Source organism: Enterobacter sp. 50793107 (assembly GCF_001463365.1).
GTDB classification, from domain to species: domain Bacteria; phylum Pseudomonadota; class Gammaproteobacteria; order Enterobacterales; family Enterobacteriaceae; genus Enterobacter; species Enterobacter cloacae.
The window spans coordinates 18,723-35,721 of the sequence record NZ_LNII01000138.1; the positions used below are offsets into that span (position 1 = coordinate 18,723).

Below are 16,999 nucleotides of genomic sequence, written 5' to 3' on the forward strand. Positions count from 1 at the left end.
AGCTTCTCCATCACCTTACTGTGATCAGAACCTTCAAACAGCGTAGACGCTTTTTATGGTTTGTGAGAAATCTCACGGTAAATACCGCGAGGCTAGTATCCGACGTAGAACAGAGGAAGGGAGATAACCCTTGCCGAAATGCCTTCCATGGTAAAACGGGAGCACTCCGGCTCCCGTTAACACTTAATATTTATCGTATTTAATCGAACCAAATTTAGTATAGGCCTCAAAATTTGGTGATTCAATAGAAAATTCTTAGCAACCTAATCACTGAAATGTTACATATTTTCCCCAGTGATTACGCGTGCGACGTCTCCGCCTGTGCGTGGTTCTCAAGCTCGCGCTGTGCGGCGGATTGCATGCGATAACCCATTACTGCCAGCGCAACGGTGACCAGCATCACGCTGGTGGTAGTTAACAGCGGGGTAGCAATCAGCGCTGACACCACCAGGCTTGCCAGGAAGCACAGGCCGAGTTGCAGGGTATTTTGCAGCGCCGCGGCGCGTCCTGTCGCCTGCGGGAAAGGACGTAACGCCTGTGCGACCACGATAGGGTAAATGGCACCGTTAGCCACCGCCATCACGCAGAACGGAATCAAAATCTCCGCCAGACCGACGCCTGGAATAAACCCAACGGCCCAGGTCGCGCCCACGCTCAAGGCAAACAGCGCCAGCAGCCAGGGCAGCATCTGCTGGCCTTCCCATTTCTGCAGCGCCGCACGGCAGCCATATCCGCCCAGCAGGAAGGCGATGGTCTGTGGGACATAGCTCAGGCCAATGGCGGCCGGGCTGTATCCCATATCGTGCAGAATAAACGGCGAGCCGGTGAGCCAGGCGAAGAAGCTCGCCGAGCAGGCGGCATAGACCAGGACGTTACCACGATACGCTTTGGCGCTCAGCAGGGAGAGGAACGTGATCGGTTTAGCGTCAGCATGCGCCTCTTTTTTATGCGCGGGCTTGAGGGCAAACGCTGGCAGCATCAGTACCAGGGTGATGGCAAACAGCGTGGCAAAAATGGCCTGCCAGTCAAAGTGCGCGAGGATCCAGCTGCCCAGCAGGGGAGCGAGGGCGGGTGACAGGCCAACCAGCGGCATAATGGTGGCGAAAATGCGGTTGGTACGGTTGGCCGGGTAGTAGTCGGTCACGAGAGCCTGCCAGGTTACCGCCGCGGCACAGACGCCGACGGCCTGCACAAAGCGCAGCACCAGCAGCCAGGTCGCATCGCGTACCCATAACATTCCCAGACAGCCTGCGGCAAAAATGGCCAGGCCCAGTAACAGCACCGGTTTACGCCCGAAGCGATCGGAGAGCGGGCCCCAGAGCAGCTGTGCGATGGCAAAACCGGCGAGGAACAAACTCAGGCTGGCGCTGATGGCCGCGGCTGGCGTTTGCAGATCTTCCTGCATCGCCGCAAACGCGGGCAGGTACATATCGGTGGCCAAAAAGCCCAGCACGCTCAAACCGCCGAGCCAGACTAAAAATCCATTCCTGGGTTGCATTGTTTTATTCTCCTTGAGGAGGCAGGTAGACACTGGCGCAGAGTGTAGGGAGTGCAAAGCGGGTTGTGAAACGCTAATATTTGGCGGTTGCATTCAAATTTTTTGCAGGCAGAAAATGTGGTCAGATTATTCTCTTGAAGTGGTGGATGCTGTCGCGCGTAACGGCAGCTTTAGCGGTGCGGCACAGGAGTTGCACCGCGTCCCTTCGGCTATCAGCTACACGGTGCGGCAGCTTGAAGAGTGGCTGGCGGTTCCGCTGTTCGAACGGCGGCATCGCGATGTGGAATTAACGCCTGCTGGCGCGTGGTTTTTGAAAGAAGGGCGTTCTGTTATCAAAAAAATGCAGATCACCCGCGAACAGTGCCAGCAGATCGCCAACGGCTGGCGCGGACATCTTTCCATCGCCGTGGACAATATCGTTAAGCCGGAGCGTACCCGGCAGATGATCGTGGATTTCTATCGCCATTTTTCAGACGTTGAACTTCGTGTCTCGCAGGAGGTATTCAACGGGGTCTGGGACGCGCTGGCGGACGGCAGGGCAGAGATGGCGATTGGCGCAACCCAGGCGATCCCCGTCGGGGGGCGCTATGCGTTTCGCGATATGGGCATGTTGAGCTGGAAATGCGTCGTGGCACACGATCATCCGCTGGCTGCCCTGGAGGGACCGCTGAGTGACGACACGCTGCGCAACTGGCCGTCGCTGGTGCTGGAGGATACCTCGCGCTCGTTGCCAAAACGTATTACCTGGCTTCTTGATAACCAGCGGCGGGTGGTAGCGCCGGACTGGGAATCCTCCGCGACCTGCCTCAGCGCCGGGCTGTGCGTCGCGATGGTTCCCGTCCATTTCGCTAAGCCGAGAATCGATACCGGTGAATGGGTCGAGCTGACGCTGGAGAATCCGTTCCCGGATGCGGCCTGCTGCCTGACGTGGCAACAAAATGATGTGTCGCCCGCCATGGCATGGCTACTGGATTATCTGGGAGACAGCGAAACGCTTAACCGGGAATGGCTACGGGAGCCAGCTTAGCTGGCTCCACACGAGATTAACGACGGTAGTCGCGGAATGGACCATCCGCAACGGAACGGCGCTCGATAAGGCGCGGGTGAACTTCAATGGACTGCGACTCTTCACGTTTGTTGACGATCCTGTCCATCAGCATATTGAAGGCCGTTTCACCGAGGGAGTCCTTCGGCTGGTGGATGGTGGTCAGCGCAGGCGTGAAGAAGCGCGCGTTGCGCACGTTGTCATAGCCGATCACGGAAATATCCTGCGGCACGCGCAGGCCCAGCTCATCGGCTGCACATAGGGCCCCCATCGCCATGATGTCCCCGCCGCAGAACACCGCCGTTGGACGATGCGGCTGAGAAACGATCTGCTGCATGGCGCGGTAGCCAGACTCCGGCTCAAAGTCGCCCTGCACGATCCAGTTTTCCGGCACGGTGATCAGCGCTTCTTCCATCGCCTTCATAAACCCGGCCAGACGGCCAGCACCGGTGTTGCGCTCAAGCGGCCCCGGGATCACGCCTATTTCACGGTGACCGCGTTCAATCAGATAGCGGCCCGCCATATAACCGCCTTCGAAGGCGTTATCGATGACGGAGTCGGTAAAGTCGGCGCGCGCTTCGCCCCAGTCCATCACCACCATCGGGATATGGCGATACTCTTCCAGCATGGACAGGACAGATTCCGGGTATTCGGAACACATCACCAGCAGGCCATCCACACGCTTTTGCGCCATCATCGACAGATAGGCGCGCTGTTTTTCAATATTGTTCCACGCGTTGCCGAGGATAAGGGTATAGCCTTTCTGGAAGCAGTTTTTCTCAACCGCTTCGATGATTTCGGCAAAATAGGCCGCTTCACTGCTGGTCGCCAGCAAACCAATGGATTTGGTGTGATTAACTTTAAGGCTACGCGCAACGGCACTCGGCGAGTAGTGCAGCTCTTTGATTGCCGCCCAGACGGCGTTGCGCGTCTCTTCCGCCACGAAGCGGGTTTTGTTAATTACATGTGATACGGTTGTAGTGGAAACGTTTGCGCGTTTTGCTACGTCTTTAATTGTTGCCATTAAATGTCACTCCAGACCATATCCTAAACTCCTGAAAACCTTGAAGGTAAACGTTTGCCTTCTCTCACCCTTATCACGCAATCTTGAATTGCGGCACGCCAGGAAAACGACACGGGACGTCAGGAGGGGGTCAATGGCCGGTACGCTAATAAATTTAGCGTGGAATTTTGTCCTATCTTGATGAAAAGGGGAAGAGCTAAAGTGGTTATCCGTTTAAATCCTGGAAGATTTTTGACGTAAATTGTGTAAAAATGAGCAAGCTCACTTTTCGTGGGGGGATTAAAAGGAGAAAAATTGATGAGTTCCGATCTGAAGTTTTCGCTGTTCACCACCGTTATTGTGCTGGCGCTGATTGTTGCTGCAGGTCTGACGGCTGCACTGCACTGATTTACGCGGAGGGGGCGTTCGCTCTCTCCCGCTCGTCCTGATTGTTACATCTCCGGCAAAAATCTTTTGCCAATTTGTTAACTTCTCATTTTTTGTGATTGATGTCATGCTTTCGGCTTCTTTGTTCTGTGTCACCACATGACACGGCATCCGGAGTTGACGCATGAAAATCAATTTTCCCCTGCTGGCCCTGGCGATTGGCGCTTTTGGGATTGGCACCACTGAATTTTCCCCTATGGGACTCTTACCGGTTATCGCCCGCGGTGTGGACGTCTCTATCCCTGCAGCCGGGATGTTAATCAGCGCCTATGCCATTGGTGTGATGGTAGGGGCACCGCTGATGACGCTGTTGCTTTCCCACCGAGCGCGCCGCAATGCGCTGATTTTCCTGATGGCTATCTTTACCCTTGGCAACGTGCTCTCCGCCATTTCACCTGATTACACCACGCTGATGCTGTCACGTATCCTGACAAGCCTTAACCACGGCGCTTTCTTTGGGCTGGGGTCGGTGGTGGCGGCAAGCGTGGTGCCCAAACACAAGCAGGCGAGTGCCGTGGCAACCATGTTTATGGGCCTGACCATCGCCAACATTGGCGGCGTTCCTGCGGCCACTTGGCTGGGTGAGGTCATTGGCTGGCGTATGTCGTTCCTCGCAACCGCCGTACTGGGCGTTGTCGCGATGGTGGCCTTGTTCTTCTCTCTGCCGAAAGGCAGCACTGGTGAGCGTCCTGAAGTTCGTAAAGAGCTGTCGGTACTGATGCGTCCGCAGGTCCTTTCTGCGCTGCTCACCACCGTGCTGGGGGCCGGGGCGATGTTTACCCTTTACACCTATATTTCGCCGGTGCTGCATGACATCACTCACGCGACGCCGATCTTTATCACCGCGATGCTGGTGCTGATTGGCGTGGGCTTCTCGATTGGTAACTATCTGGGCGGGAAATTTGCTGACCGCTCCGTGAGCGGAACGCTGAAGGGTTTTCTGACCCTGCTGATTGTCATCATGATTGCCATTCCCTGGCTGGCGCGTAATGAGTTTGGCGCGGCCATTGCGATGGTCGTCTGGGGTGCGGCCACCTTTGCTGTGGTTCCGCCGCTGCAGATGCGCGTTATGCGCGTCGCGCATGAGGCGCCGGGCCTCTCATCGTCGGTGAATATTGGCGCGTTCAATCTGGGCAATGCGCTTGGTGCCGCAGCGGGCGGTGCTGTGATTTCGGGTGGTCTGGGATACAGCTTTGTGCCGGTGATGGGGGCCATTATTGCCGCGCTTGGCCTGCTGTTAGTGATGATGTCGGGTCGTAAACAGCCTGAAGCGGCCTGTGCTGCCGAATAAAAAAACGCAGAAGGGGAAACCCTTCTGCATCTCTCTTACGCGGCGAAGTTCTTCGCCACAAAGTCCCAGTTAACCAGTGCCCAGAAGTGCTCCAGGTAGTTAGGACGCGCGTTACGGTAATCAATGTAGTACGCGTGTTCCCAGACATCCACGGTCATCAGCGGTGTCGCGCTGGTGGTCAGTGGTGTACCCGCGTTAGACGTGGAGACGATAGCCAGTTTGCCATCGGCCTCTTTTACCAGCCATGTCCAGCCAGAACCGAAGTTTTTGATTGCGGCATCGGTAAATTTCGCTTTGAACTCCGCAAAGCTGCCAAAGGCGGCGTTAATCGCAGCAGCCAGTTCACCGGTTGGCTCGCCGCCAGCATTTGGTGCCAGGCAGTGCCAGTAGAAGGTGTGGTTCCACACCTGAGCAGCGTTGTTGAATACGCCACCGTCTGAACTGCGGACGATCTCTTCCAGCGTTTTGCCTTCAAAATCGGTGCCCTTGATCAGGTTGTTCAGGTTGGTGACATAGGTCTGGTGATGTTTGCCGTAATGATATTCCAGGGTTTCCGCAGAAATGTGCGGTGCCAGGGCGTCTTTTGCATACGGTAGTGCAGGTAATTCGAACGACATTGCTTCTCTCCTTATTGTATTTTGCGTTGCCAATAACCACACAGACAACAAGGACAGGATAGCAAATTGAAAGGGTATGCAAAAGAGGAACTTACCCTGCCGTGGTGACGGCAGGGCAGGGTTTAGCGGATGGTTTTCGGCGTCATGACGCGGCGTGCGCCGACGTAGTGACGCACCCAGTAGTCTTCGCTAAGCGAGGTGATCTGAATGTCCTGACCGCTTCGTGGGGACTGAATAAACTTCCCGTTACCCACATACACGCCGACGTGATCAGCCGTACCGCGACCCTGGGTGCGGAAGAAGACCAGATCGCCATTTTGCAGCTCGCCACGGTTAACAGGGGCGGCGTCGCGCAGGTGGTACATTTCATTGGCGGTGCGCGGAATGCGGAATTTCACCAGATCTTTATAGGCGTAATACACCAGCCCGCTGCAGTCAAAACCGGTGCGGGGAGAGGTGCCACCCCAGCGATACGGTTTGCCAATTTGCCCCATCAGCTTATTCATCGCCGTTTTTTGCGCTTTCTGTACCCGAACCTTATGCGCGTCGGCAATTTTTGTCACTTTCGTGCATTTGGCTTTATGCCCTTTGCGCGTGGTGCATTTTTCCGTTACGAGGTTGGCAGCAGTTTTTGAGGCTTTACGTTTCGATGCGAGGGCAGTGCGGGAAGATGTTGATTTCGATTTGCTGGAGGCGGTCTTTTTCGTTTGAGCGGTTGTTTTTTTCTTTTCGTTCTTACTGGTAGTCTTTTTTTTACGTTCTGTGGTTTTTGCCAGATGCGTTTTTTGCACAGCAGAGTGCCGCGCCTGTTGAGAGGCGTTTGCCGCTGGCGTGAAAGAGAGTGATGTAAACAGTAAAGCACAGAGCGTGATCGAGATTTTATTTATCCGCGCCACTGGGCAGTCCCCTGATAAATGCAGGTCATCAATAATACCCGCGTGTGATTTACAAAGCCCGTCGATTCTAATCCATAAAAACCCGAGAAGTTAATAGCATTTTTCAATCTAAAAACCTGTTTCGTTAGCAAGTGCAAAAAAATTCATCGATTTGTCGCACAATTGTTCACACCCTAAGCAAAACCCTGCCTGCCGCAGGGTTAAGCACCATTTACAATGCAACTTTTCGCCACTCGCGATAAAATAGCTATACGTGACAAAAATGTTATTTTCCGATGCCAGTCTGAACCGCTACAATGTCAGACTAATGCCGTAACAGAAGTTAAAGGAAGCAAGACATGAGCACCACTATTGAAAAAATCCAGCGCCAGATCGCTGAAAACCCAATTCTGCTGTATATGAAAGGTTCTCCGAAGCTGCCAAGCTGTGGCTTCTCCGCGCAAGCGGTTCAGGCGCTGTCTGCCTGTGGTGAACGTTTTGCTTACGTTGATATCCTGCAAAACCCGGACATCCGCGCTGAGCTGCCAAAATACGCGAACTGGCCGACGTTCCCGCAGCTGTGGGTCGACGGTGAACTGGTTGGCGGTTGCGATATCCTGATTGAAATGTATCAGCGCGGCGAACTGCAGCAGCTAATCAAAGAGACGGCGGCGAAGTACAAAACCGAAGAGCCGGACGCAGAGTAATTTTCTGCGCAAATAAAAAAGCGACCTTAAAAGGTCGCTTTTTTTATTCTTCGCTGTCGCCCATCGCCAGCGGCCAGCCGCCCAGACGCTTCCAGCGGTTGACTATTTCACAGAACAGCTCTGCGGTGCGCTCCGTATCATACAGCGCGGAGTGCGCCTGCGTGCCGTCAAACTCAATCCCGGCCGTAATACAGGCTTTTGACAAGACCGTTTGTCCCAGTGCCAGGCCACTCAGTGCGGCGGTGTCAAAGGTCACAAACGGGTGGAAGGGGTTACGCTTAAGAGAGGCTCGCTCGGCGGCGGCCATCGTAAAGCTGTGATCGAACGTGGCGTTATGCGCCACCATAATGGCGCGGCTGCAGTTGCTCTCTTTCATGCCTTTACGCACCATTTTGAAAATGGCGTGCAGCGCGTCATATTCGCTCACCGCACCGCGCAGCGGGTTATGCGGATCGATGCCATTAAACGCCAGCGCCTCTGGCTGCAGGTTTGCGCCTTCAAAGGGCTCAACGTGGAAATGCAGCGTGGTGTCCGGTGTAAGCCAGCCCTCTTCATCCATCTTCAGCGTGATGGCGGCAATTTCAAGCAGCGCATCGGTTTTAGCGTTAAATCCGGCTGTTTCGACATCAATGACAACAGGATAAAAACCACGAAAACGGTCGCACAGACCGGTAAGTTGAGCGTTATCGGACATCAGGGTCTCTTACAAGGGGAAAAAAGCAGAGCGCATTATGGCAAATTTTGGCGTGGGATGCAGTAAAACAACGGGCGCATAGTGCGCCCTGAGGGATCAGTTGCCCAGACCGCGACCGGCGTCTTTGGCTTCAATAAGCTCGATTTTATAACCGTCTGGATCTTCAACAAACGCAATCACGGTGGTGCCGCCTTTTACCGGGCCCGCTTCACGCGTGACGTTGCCACCGTTGCTGCGAATGCGTTCACAGGCTTCTGCCGCGTTGTCCACTTCCAGCGCGATGTGGCCATACGCCGTGCCCAGCTCATAGCTGTCGACGCCCCAGTTATAGGTCAGTTCGATAACCGCTTCATCCGTTTCCGGGCCGTAACCCACGAATGCCAGCGAGTATTTGTATTCCGGGTTTTCGCTGGTGCGCAGCAGCTTCATACCCAGTACGTTAGTGTAGAAATCGATGGAACGTTGCAGATCGCCAACGCGCAGCATGGTGTGAAGTAGGCGCATAATTTCCTCATTAACCAATGGAGTAGAGTATCTTTTTGAACAGAAACGATGTTTTAGTATAGCGGCGAAAGGCCGCCGCTATCAATGCACAACGGAGAGATTACAGCGTAGGGTAGTCGGTATAGCCTTCCGCGCCGCCGCCGTAGAAGCTTTCCGGGCGCTGTGGGTTCAGCGCTGCTTTCTGCTGCAGACGGGCAACCAGGTCCGGGTTGGCAATGTAATCACGACCAAAGGCCACGGCGTCGATCAACCCTTTATTAATCAGATCTTCGGCTTTCTCAGGCGTATAGGCCCCCGCACCGATGATCACCCCGTGGAAACGCTCGCGCACTTTCTGGCGGAAAGCCTCAGAGTAAGGCTGACCACCGGCCCAGTCCGGCTCGGACATGTGCAGATACGCGATACCGCGTTTCGCCAGTTCTTCAATCAGATACAGCGCGTCCGCTTCTTCGTTCGGACCGTTGTCGACGTTCTGGAACGTACCGATTGGGGAGACGCGAATACCAATACGGTCCGGGCTCCACTCCTGACAAACGGCATCAACCACTTCCAGCACCAGACGGGCGCGGTTTTCGACGTTACCGCCGTACTGGTCGGTGCGGTGGTTGGACGACGGTGAAAGGAACTGGTGCAGGAGGTAACCGTGCGCGGAGTGCAGTTCAACCAGATCAAAACCGGCTTCGCGGGCGTTAGCTACGGCCTGACGGAAATCGTTCACGATACCCGGGATCTCATCCAGCTCAAGGGCGCGTGGCGTTGAGGTATCGACGCGGATCGCGTTACCGTTTTCATCGCGCAGGGAAGTGCGGGTATTCGCATTCAGGGCTGACGCGGAAACCGGCGCCTGACCGCCAGGCTGAATGCTGCTGTGAGAGATACGACCGGTGTGCCACAGCTGAACCGCAATGCGACCCTCTTCGGCGTGAACGCCAGCGGTGATTTTCTTCCAGGCGGCAATCTGCTCCGGGCTGTGCAGGCCTGGTGCGCCGGCATATCCCTTCGCCTGTGCGGAAATCTGCGTGGCTTCAGTGATGATGAGGCCAGAGCTGGCGCGCTGACGATAATATTCACCCATCAGTGGGGTTGGGATATCACCCGGCTCAATGCTGCGCAGACGGGTGAGTGGGGCCATAAACACGCGGTTTGGTGCGGTGACGGCGCCCACTTTCAGTGGGGTGAAAAGTTTTTCAGCTGACATAACGACTCCTGAGTAGACCAGTCGACTAGTAATTAAGTAAATAAAAACGCCTGCTACACGCCAGGCGCAGTAATGCTGCTATTAACATGTGCCAGTGCGCTTTCCAGCGGCACGGCACTGCGGGAAATTTTGGCCTGCAGGTTCGCCCCTAACCAGAGCGAATATAAAACCTGCGCCTGGGTTAACGCCTCACCGGCGAAGGCCAGCGTTTTTTCACGGCGGCCATTCTCAAGCGCCTGCGCCAGCAGGGCGATCACGCCGCTGGCACCTTTATCCATTGCCGCACGCATATCTTCGGAGAGATCGCACACTTCTGCAGAGAGTTTTACCGTCAGGCAACCGCTGATAATGCCCTGCTGACAGAACTGGTTCAGCGTTTCCTGATAGTAGTTGAGAACACGATCCCGATAGTTTCCTTCACCACTGGCGAAATGGGTGGCCAGGCGTTGATGGTAGCTGGCATAGTGCCTCTCCAGCATCGCCACGCCAAACGCCTCTTTGGATCGGAAGTAGTGATAAAACGACCCCTTTGGCACTTCAGCGGTTTTAAGTAACTCGCTTAACCCCATACCGGTAAACCCGCGATGCATGCAAAGCCGCTCGCCGGTCGCCAGTAAATGTTCGCGTGTATCGTGTTCAGTATTTCTGCTCATGGCCAAACTCTAATAGACCGTTCGGTCTATTGCAAGGGCGTTTACTGACGACATGCGTTCAGAATATCCAGTTGCTGCTGATAAACCGTTGATTTCACATCCATCATACCCAGTACGGTAGAGAACAGATTATCCTGCGAAACCGCATTTTTTGCAGCATAGTCGCGCAGGCACTGCGCGTTGATACCAAAGTTTTTCGCGTAGTCCGGTGATAACCAGAACATAAACGGAATGTGCGTTTGTTGCTCTGGCGCCAGCATATACGGCGTGCCGTGCAGATAAATTCCGCTTTCGCCCAGCGATTCGCCGTGGTCGGAAAGGTAAATCAGCGCGGTGTTCATATTCGCCTGACGTGCCTTCAGCGCATCGATGGTTTTGCTAACCACGCTGTCGGTATACAGAATGGTGTTGTCATAGGTATTCATCAGCGCCTGGTGATCGCAATCCTGAATCTCATTGGTTTCGCAGGTTGGGGTGAATTTGCGGAAATTGTCCGGGTAACGGTGATAGTAAGCCGGGCCGTGGCTGCCCATCAGGTGGATAACCAGTACGGTGTCCTGTTTCAGGCCGTCCAGCACGTTGTCGAGACGGTAGAAGTTCACATCATCAATACAGGACTTGTCTTTGCAGAACTGATCCAGGTTCCACTGGGTCATATCGGTATGGGGTACGCGGTCGCAGGCACCTTTACAGCCGCCGTCATTGTCACGCCACAGCAGGTTGATTCCCGCGTGTTTGAGCACATCGAGCAACCCTTCCTGGTGATGCGCCAGGTCGGCATCGTATTTGCTGCGCGTCATCCCGGAGAACATGCAGGGAACGGAAACGGCCGTTTCGGTGCCGCATGACGTGGCCTGCGGGAAGTTGATGACATCCTGCTTTTTCAGTTCCGGGTTCGTTTCACGGCCATAACCATTCAGCGAGTAGTTCGCGGCACGTGAGGCTTCACCGACAACCAGCACCAGAACCGTTTTCTTGTTCTGACCTGCAATCAGCGGGCCTTTATGCGCATCTTCACCTATACGCACCAGCGTTTGGTCACCTTCGAACCAGCGCATTTTGCTGTATTTCATCATGGCGCTGACGTAGTTAGCAGGGGTGACCATCTTGACGATGCTCTTATTGTTGCGAAACAGCGACGCATAATCTTTATAAAACACGGCGGCGACGAGGATGATCACCAGCAGGGCGCCAAGCATGGCGGCAACGCGCATCAGCAGCGCATACCACCATTTTCCGGTTTGAATACGCGTCATCGCCAACACCACGGAAGGAACCAGTCCTGCTATGACAATCCACAGAATCATCTGCGGCGTGACCAGCGCTGTGGCTTCCTGAGAGTTGGTTTCGAACACGTTAACAATCATGTTCTGATCGATCACCGCGCCATAGGTATACATAAAGTACGTTGCCGCGGCACAGCCGACGGTTAAGACGATCAGCAGCGGCTTACGGATAAAGGGGATATTGAGCAGGCTGAAGACAATCACCCAGCCGCAGAACAGCACCAGCGGCACGGACGCGGCAAAAAGAATATCGTGAAGCCTTGCCGGGGCAATAATGGCCCAGCTACGTTGAATAAACAGTGCGTTTATCAGCGTAAAGAAAAGCGCACAACCCAGAGTGAATTTTATATCGTTACACTGTAACTTCTTCGTTAACCACATCGAAAAGAAACCTGTCATCATATTGATGAGGCGAGTATAGAGAGGGAAGATTAGTGAAACCTTAATGCCACAAAACTGTGGTAAAGCCCTTGCACGTGGGGCGTTTAACGTCTTCACTGTAGGTGAGTGTCGGTATTCGGAGGTGAACGTGGCAGAGCAGCTGGAGTTTTTCCCCATCCAGAGCCCGTGCCGGGGGATTTGTCAGGTGGATGAACGCGGTTATTGCCGTGGGTGTATGCGTACCCGCGACGAGCGGTTTAACTGGCAAAATTTCAGCGACATGCAAAAGCAGGAGGTGCTTCGCCTCTGCCGCCAGCGGTTTCTGCGCAAAATACGTGCAAACAAGCCGGGTGAAACCGAAGAACCCCAGCAACCTTCACTGTTTTAACACGCTTATTGCGTATACTCATGACATCACTTCCTTGAGGAAAATGTTATGGTTCAGCGTATTACCCTTGCCCCCCAGGGGCCAGAATTCTCCCGCTTTGTGATGGGTTACTGGCGCCTGATGGACTGGAATATGTCCCCCCTGCAACTGGCGAGCTTCATTGAGGAGCACCTCGATTTAGGGATCACCACCGTCGATCATGCTGACATTTATGGCGGCTATGCGTGTGAAGCGGCGTTCGGAGAAGCCCTCAAGCTGGTTCCGGCGCTGCGTAAGCGGATGGAAATTGTCACCAAATGCGGTATTGCCACGACGGCAAAACCTGAACATACCCTTGGTCATTACATTACCGATAGCGCACACATCATCAAAAGCGCCGAGCAGTCGCTGGTGAACCTGGCAACGGATCATATCGACCTGCTGCTGATCCACCGTCCCGACCCGTTAATGGATGCCGATGAGGTCGCTGAAGCCTTCCTGACGCTGCATCAAAGCGGCAAAGTGCGTCATTTTGGCGTCTCAAACTTTACCCCGGCGCAGTTTGCGCTGCTGCAGTCTCGTCTGCCCTTTACCCTGGCCACCAACCAGGTGGAAATCTCCCCGGTGCATCAGCCATTGTTGCTGGATGGTACGCTCGATCAGCTGCAACAGCTGCGCATCCGTCCTATGGCGTGGTCTTGCCTTGGTGGCGGTCGTCTGTTCAATGACGATGAATTCCAGCCGCTGCGCAATGAGCTGGAAACCATTGCCCGTGAACTGAACGCTGAGAACATCGAACAGGTGGTTTACGCGTGGATCCTGCGTCTGCCGTCGAAACCGCTACCGATCATTGGTTCCGGTAAAATTGAACGCGTGCGTTCTGCCCTGGCGGCTGAAGAGCTGCAGATGAGCCGTCAGCAGTGGTTCCGCATCCGCAAAGCTGCGCTCGGTTACGACGTACCGTAAACCGGTAAAAATGTGACTTTCCGGTGAAATCTTTGCCTCTGGTATACACTTAAGAGGCAAAAAATAACCAGCGGAGGTCATATGAAGCGTTTTGCTCTGGCACTGGTCACGCTGGTTGTTTGCGCAGGGGCGCAGGCAGCCAGCGATGAAGTAGAAATGAATCTCGTCACCTCGCAGGGCGTAGGTCAGTCCATCGGCACAGTGAAAATCACTGAAACCGACAAAGGACTGGAATTTGCGCCCGATCTCAAGGCCCTGCCTCCCGGCGAACATGGTTTTCATGTTCATGCGAAGGGGAGTTGTCAGCCCGCGTTAAAAGAGGGTAAACCCTCGGCAGCAGAGGCGGCAGGCGGCCACCTTGACCCACAACATTCCGGTAAGCATGAGGGCCCAAACGGAATGGGCCATCTGGGCGATCTGCCCGTGCTCGTGGTAAATAATGATGGCAAAGCCACGGATCCGGTTGTTGCGCCACGCCTCAAAAAGCTGGATGAGGTGAAAGGCAAGGCGCTAATGATCCACGTCGGCGGCGACAATATGTCCGATCAGCCGAAACCGCTTGGCGGTGGTGGGGCACGCTATGCCTGCGGGGTGATCTGATCCCCAATCGTCCCCGGCGGTGGCGCTTGTTCCAGCTGCGACAGGGAACAGTGCAGCCGCCAGATTATCGACGCTAAATCACGCGCGGCGGGCTGATGGTGGTGAGCAAGACTGTCGCAGATCCGCTGCAGTTCAGTCAGCGTCGCTTCCAGCGGGCGTTGCTGAACGCCGCGTTCACTCATCACATCGCGTAGCAGAGAGATGCACACGTCGCGCACCTGCGACAGCGGATCGGAGCGTGTCTCCCATGCGCGAAGTTGCCAGACCACGTGGGAACAGTTCAACAGGACCACTCCCCAGCGCAGCAGCCAGCGGCGGGAAAGCGAGTCCTGGCTGTTATTGAGCTGGCTGACATGGTGGTACACCAACGATTCATACTCACTTTCACGCAGATGCGGTTTACGGCTGAGCTGATCGACAAACCCCCGACGAAGCTCGCGGATATGGCGTCGGCTTTTACGCGCGTCTGAGCCGGGGCGTAATACGGCAAAAGCCAGCCACGCCAGACCCACGCCCAGGATTTTTGCCAGATTATCATTGAGAAAATCGGCGTAATCATAAACCGGCGGGTTTGTGACTGAGATAAACGAGCCCATAAAGACAATCAACTGACCCCAGAGCCCCGCCAGTTTTGGCATTTGCAGCTTCAGAAGCTGCATCGTGGTTAACAGCGGAAACAGAAACAGCAGGAACTGCCACAGGTCGCTTATCTGCACCATCAGGCCGAACTTGACCACAAAGCTGAACAGCGATAACAACACCAGCGTGCGCAGCAGCAGCGTAAGCGAGTTGAACGGCGAGGCGGCGACGGAGTAGAGCACGCAACTGATGGCGGCCAGCGTGAGCGCGGCGGAGCCAGATTCCCACTGCGTGGTGATGCTCCATGCCCCCACCAGTGTCAGGGCGCAAAAGGTTCGAAAACCGCTCCACAGCGCTTCCAGATAGTCAGTGTGCCGCGCCAGCGCCGGGCTACTGGGAACGGCGAATTCCGTTATCGGCGTGGCATTTTCAACGGTCTTGATCCAGCGACTGCTGCGCAGATACAGGCGGCAAAAGTAGTTCAGACGCTGCCAGAAGGCGCGGTGGCGATAATCGTACTCATCTTTCGGTGCAAGCGGGGCGATAATGCGGGCCACCGTGTAGATGTCGGCATCCGGGCGGGCAAGGGCTGCGAGCAGCGTTTCAATGATGGCGCGGGTGTTTTCCGGTGGCGTTGGCCAGTTGAGTAACATCCGGCGCAGGCTGGAGATCGCACTGGTCATCCGTAGCTGCTGGTGAAGCAGATAGTTCAGCAGGGTATTCTGGCGGCGAAAACGATAATGGCTCCAGAAGGCCTGAATGCGTAACAGATTCATGGTCAGGATCTGACCAATCACCTTTTCATGCGCCAGGCGAATCTCATCGTTTGTATCCGGCTGCCAGAGCAGGCTCGCATGTTCCAGCAAGCGGGTATGCATGGTCTTCAGCGCCGTGATAAGCGCGGTGCCGTCGGAGGTGCTGGGCAGGATCATCATCATAAACCCGCCGCTCAGAATACCGACGATGACTTCACAGACGCGTGCCTGGGCGATATCCCATAACTCGGTGGTATCGAGAACGTTAACTACCGGAAAGGCAATAATCGCCGCGGTATAGCCCGCCAGCTGGAAGGCGTAGGCGACGTTATTAGTAAAGTGGGCGCAGGCCCAGGTGCAGCATCCCAGCCATGCCGCCATGCTCAGTAAAAAAAGCCACGGATCGTTCAGGGTATGGCCTGCAATGATCAGCGCCGCAGTGGCACCGAGCAGGCTGCCCGCGATGCGCCCAAGGCTTTTGCTGATCACTCCGCCAACGGTCGGGAAGCTCACGACCGCCGCGGAGGTCATGGCCCAGTAAGGCTCGTCAAGGTTCAGATAGTAGGCGACGGTCAGCGCAAGGCACATGGCAATGCCGTTGCGCAGGGCGTAGCGCCACTGAGGGCGCGTTGCTTTCATCCACGGCAGATTTCGCCAGGAGAAGGCATTCATCAGGGTGTTCCGATCGAGACAGTACAGGTTGTGCCGGAGACCAGCGTTAACCCCTGCGGTAAGCGGTCAAATTCAACCCGAACCGGCACGCGCTGGGCCAGGCGCACCCAGGGGACATTAGGTTTGATGTCGGGAACCAGGCCAGAATCGGTTTCAACGCTCTGATCGTAAATGGCACGGCCAATGCTGGAAACGTGACCCTGTAACCTTTGCGAGCCGCTATAAAGCGTTATCGTGGCAGGGGCACCTACCCGAATGTGGCGAAGTTTGGTCTCTTCAAAATAGCCCACGACGTAAAACGAGTGGCTGTCGACCAGCGCGAAAATCGGTTGGCCGGTGGTGGCATAATTACCCACGCGGGCAGAGAGGTTCGTCACCCAGCCATCGACAGGGGCCTGTACCACGGTTTGCGTCAGTTCCCATTGCGCCTGTTTGAGCGTGGCCTCTGCCACATTGACGTTGGCCTGCATCGCCTTGACGTTGATGTTGGCGGTATCCAGGTCTTCGGCAGAGATATAGTTTTGTGATAAATGCCGACGACGCGTGGCTTCATTGTTCGCTTTCGCCAGCTCAGTCTGGGCCTTAGCCAGCTGCGCCTGGGCGTTAAGGATCGCAATATGGTAAGGGGTGTCGTCAATGCGGAATAAAACATCTCCCTTTTTAACAAACTGGTTATCCTTAACCAGAAGCGCCGTAATACTGCCAGATACCTGCGGGGTGATACTCACCTGCTCAGCGCGAATTTTACCGTCGCGTGTCCAGGGTGATTGCATATAAAAATTCCATAACCACCAGCCGGCAACCAGGGCCAGAGCCAGGACAAAGAGGGTGGAAAAGTACTTCAGCGTTTTCAGGGGCATA

Annotated in this window: 18 protein-coding genes; 7 read left to right on the top strand and 11 right to left on the bottom strand. The window is 55.1% G+C overall.

Translation table 11 applies throughout. The annotated features are described in order from the left end of the window. Positions 1 to 298: 298 nt before the first annotated feature. Positions 299 to 1,498 carry a purine nucleoside transporter PunC gene (punC, locus tag APU11_RS17820; RefSeq protein WP_038980360.1) on the bottom strand — a complete coding sequence of 400 codons (1,200 nt, stop codon included), beginning with the start codon at positions 1,496 to 1,498 and terminating at the stop codon, positions 299 to 301. A gap of 115 nt (positions 1,499 to 1,613) precedes the next feature. On the opposite strand from punC, the gene punR reads away from it, so the two are divergent. Continuing rightward, a complete protein-coding gene (punR, locus tag APU11_RS17825; protein WP_013096930.1) occupies positions 1,614 to 2,525 on the top strand; it encodes a DNA-binding transcriptional activator PunR in 912 nt (303 codons plus the stop codon). Positions 2,526 to 2,541: 16 nt separating this feature from the next. Here the strand turns inward: punR and purR are convergent, their stop codons facing one another. Continuing rightward, positions 2,542 to 3,567 (bottom strand): HTH-type transcriptional repressor PurR, encoded by a 1,026-nt coding sequence (gene purR / locus APU11_RS17830; protein WP_013096929.1) that lies wholly within the window; start codon positions 3,565 to 3,567, stop codon positions 2,542 to 2,544. A gap of 297 nt (positions 3,568 to 3,864) precedes the next feature. Between purR and APU11_RS28140 the strand changes: the two genes are divergently transcribed. Together APU11_RS28140 and APU11_RS17840 are read left to right on the top strand one after the other, a co-directional pair. Continuing rightward, positions 3,865 to 3,954, top strand: a complete 90-nt coding sequence (locus tag APU11_RS28140; protein WP_020688313.1) for a YnhF family membrane protein — start codon at positions 3,865 to 3,867, stop codon at positions 3,952 to 3,954. A gap of 163 nt (positions 3,955 to 4,117) precedes the next feature. After that, positions 4,118 to 5,284, top strand: a complete 1,167-nt coding sequence (locus APU11_RS17840; RefSeq protein ID WP_040023026.1) for an MFS transporter — start codon at positions 4,118 to 4,120, stop codon at positions 5,282 to 5,284. A gap of 35 nt (positions 5,285 to 5,319) precedes the next feature. Here the strand turns inward: APU11_RS17840 and sodB are convergent, their stop codons facing one another. Both sodB and APU11_RS17850 read right to left on the bottom strand, forming a co-directional pair. After that, the gene (gene sodB / locus APU11_RS17845) at positions 5,320 to 5,901 is read right to left on the bottom strand and encodes a superoxide dismutase [Fe] (RefSeq protein ID WP_029882771.1); all 582 of its coding nucleotides are present in this window, start codon (positions 5,899 to 5,901) and stop codon (positions 5,320 to 5,322) included. Between the two features lie 122 nt (positions 5,902 to 6,023). Then, positions 6,024 to 6,797, bottom strand: a complete 774-nt coding sequence (locus tag APU11_RS17850) for a C40 family peptidase (RefSeq protein WP_029882772.1) — start codon at positions 6,795 to 6,797, stop codon at positions 6,024 to 6,026. Positions 6,798 to 7,135: 338 nt separating this feature from the next. Between APU11_RS17850 and grxD the strand changes: the two genes are divergently transcribed. Further along, positions 7,136 to 7,483: a monothiol glutaredoxin 4 gene (gene grxD / locus APU11_RS17855; RefSeq protein WP_003832760.1), complete on the top strand. Its 348-nt coding sequence runs from the start codon at positions 7,136 to 7,138 to the stop codon at positions 7,481 to 7,483. Positions 7,484 to 7,526: 43 nt separating this feature from the next. Here grxD and rnt read toward each other — a convergent pair whose 3' ends face one another. The 5 genes from rnt to eptA all read right to left on the bottom strand — a co-directional run bounded on the left by rnt (position 7,527) and on the right by eptA (position 12,199). Continuing rightward, positions 7,527 to 8,177 (bottom strand): ribonuclease T, encoded by a 651-nt coding sequence (rnt, locus tag APU11_RS17860; protein ID WP_013096924.1) that lies wholly within the window; start codon positions 8,175 to 8,177, stop codon positions 7,527 to 7,529. 96 nt (positions 8,178 to 8,273) lie between these two features. Next, entirely contained in the window at positions 8,274 to 8,681 is a 408-nt protein-coding gene (gene gloA, locus APU11_RS17865; protein ID WP_013096923.1) for a lactoylglutathione lyase, read from the bottom strand. A gap of 100 nt (positions 8,682 to 8,781) precedes the next feature. After that, on the bottom strand, positions 8,782 to 9,879 hold the full coding sequence (locus tag APU11_RS17870) for an alkene reductase (RefSeq protein WP_013096922.1): 1,098 nt from the start codon (positions 9,877 to 9,879) through the stop codon (positions 8,782 to 8,784). A gap of 53 nt (positions 9,880 to 9,932) precedes the next feature. Next, entirely contained in the window at positions 9,933 to 10,532 is a 600-nt protein-coding gene (locus APU11_RS17875; protein ID WP_028028082.1) for a TetR/AcrR family transcriptional regulator, read from the bottom strand. A 41-nt stretch (positions 10,533 to 10,573) separates the two neighbouring features. Next, positions 10,574 to 12,199 carry a phosphoethanolamine transferase EptA gene (gene eptA / locus APU11_RS17880; protein ID WP_058651521.1) on the bottom strand — a complete coding sequence of 542 codons (1,626 nt, stop codon included), beginning with the start codon at positions 12,197 to 12,199 and terminating at the stop codon, positions 10,574 to 10,576. A gap of 148 nt (positions 12,200 to 12,347) precedes the next feature. Between eptA and APU11_RS17885 the strand changes: the two genes are divergently transcribed. The 3 genes from APU11_RS17885 to sodC all read left to right on the top strand — a co-directional run bounded on the left by APU11_RS17885 (position 12,348) and on the right by sodC (position 14,132). After that, positions 12,348 to 12,587: a DUF1289 domain-containing protein gene (locus tag APU11_RS17885; protein WP_038420902.1), complete on the top strand. Its 240-nt coding sequence runs from the start codon at positions 12,348 to 12,350 to the stop codon at positions 12,585 to 12,587. 48 nt (positions 12,588 to 12,635) lie between these two features. Next, positions 12,636 to 13,532 carry an aldo/keto reductase family oxidoreductase gene (locus APU11_RS17890; RefSeq protein ID WP_038419214.1) on the top strand — a complete coding sequence of 299 codons (897 nt, stop codon included), beginning with the start codon at positions 12,636 to 12,638 and terminating at the stop codon, positions 13,530 to 13,532. 81 nt (positions 13,533 to 13,613) lie between these two features. Further along, complete coding sequence (gene sodC / locus APU11_RS17895) at positions 13,614 to 14,132, top strand: superoxide dismutase [Cu-Zn] SodC (RefSeq protein ID WP_013096917.1); 519 nt, start codon at positions 13,614 to 13,616, stop codon at positions 14,130 to 14,132. Here the strand turns inward: sodC and APU11_RS17900 are convergent. Both APU11_RS17900 and APU11_RS17905 read right to left on the bottom strand, forming a co-directional pair. After that, positions 14,111 to 16,138, bottom strand: coding sequence for an FUSC family protein (locus tag APU11_RS17900; protein ID WP_058651522.1), 2,028 nt, complete (start codon positions 16,136 to 16,138; stop codon positions 14,111 to 14,113). The genes sodC and APU11_RS17900 overlap by 22 nt on opposite strands. After that, on the bottom strand, positions 16,138 to 16,998 hold the full coding sequence (locus tag APU11_RS17905; protein ID WP_058651523.1) for an HlyD family secretion protein: 861 nt from the start codon (positions 16,996 to 16,998) through the stop codon (positions 16,138 to 16,140). The genes APU11_RS17900 and APU11_RS17905 overlap by 1 nt, the downstream gene beginning before the upstream one ends. Between the last annotated feature and the right edge of the window lies 1 nt (position 16,999).

What these genes read in the sequence shown, in the direction of transcription:
- punC (WP_038980360.1), bottom strand. Translation starts at nt 1,498, where the DNA reads ATGCAACCCAGGAATGGATTTTTAGTCTGGCTCGGCGGTTTGAGCGTG.
- punR (WP_013096930.1), top strand. Translation starts at nt 1,614, where the DNA reads ATGTGGTCAGATTATTCTCTTGAAGTGGTGGATGCTGTCGCGCGTAAC.
- purR (WP_013096929.1), bottom strand. Translation starts at nt 3,567, where the DNA reads ATGGCAACAATTAAAGACGTAGCAAAACGCGCAAACGTTTCCACTACA.
- APU11_RS28140 (WP_020688313.1), top strand. Translation starts at nt 3,865, where the DNA reads ATGAGTTCCGATCTGAAGTTTTCGCTGTTCACCACCGTTATTGTGCTG.
- APU11_RS17840 (WP_040023026.1), top strand. Translation starts at nt 4,118, where the DNA reads ATGAAAATCAATTTTCCCCTGCTGGCCCTGGCGATTGGCGCTTTTGGG.
- sodB (WP_029882771.1), bottom strand. Translation starts at nt 5,901, where the DNA reads ATGTCGTTCGAATTACCTGCACTACCGTATGCAAAAGACGCCCTGGCA.
- grxD (WP_003832760.1), top strand. Translation starts at nt 7,136, where the DNA reads ATGAGCACCACTATTGAAAAAATCCAGCGCCAGATCGCTGAAAACCCA.
- rnt (WP_013096924.1), bottom strand. Translation starts at nt 8,177, where the DNA reads ATGTCCGATAACGCTCAACTTACCGGTCTGTGCGACCGTTTTCGTGGT.
- gloA (WP_013096923.1), bottom strand. Translation starts at nt 8,681, where the DNA reads ATGCGCCTACTTCACACCATGCTGCGCGTTGGCGATCTGCAACGTTCC.
- APU11_RS17870 (WP_013096922.1), bottom strand. Translation starts at nt 9,879, where the DNA reads ATGTCAGCTGAAAAACTTTTCACCCCACTGAAAGTGGGCGCCGTCACC.
- APU11_RS17875 (WP_028028082.1), bottom strand. Translation starts at nt 10,532, where the DNA reads ATGAGCAGAAATACTGAACACGATACACGCGAACATTTACTGGCGACC.
- eptA (WP_058651521.1), bottom strand. Translation starts at nt 12,199, where the DNA reads ATGTGGTTAACGAAGAAGTTACAGTGTAACGATATAAAATTCACTCTG.
- APU11_RS17890 (WP_038419214.1), top strand. Translation starts at nt 12,636, where the DNA reads ATGGTTCAGCGTATTACCCTTGCCCCCCAGGGGCCAGAATTCTCCCGC.
- sodC (WP_013096917.1), top strand. Translation starts at nt 13,614, where the DNA reads ATGAAGCGTTTTGCTCTGGCACTGGTCACGCTGGTTGTTTGCGCAGGG.
- APU11_RS17900 (WP_058651522.1), bottom strand. Translation starts at nt 16,138, where the DNA reads ATGAATGCCTTCTCCTGGCGAAATCTGCCGTGGATGAAAGCAACGCGC.
- APU11_RS17905 (WP_058651523.1), bottom strand. Translation starts at nt 16,998, where the DNA reads ATGCCCCTGAAAACGCTGAAGTACTTTTCCACCCTCTTTGTCCTGGCT.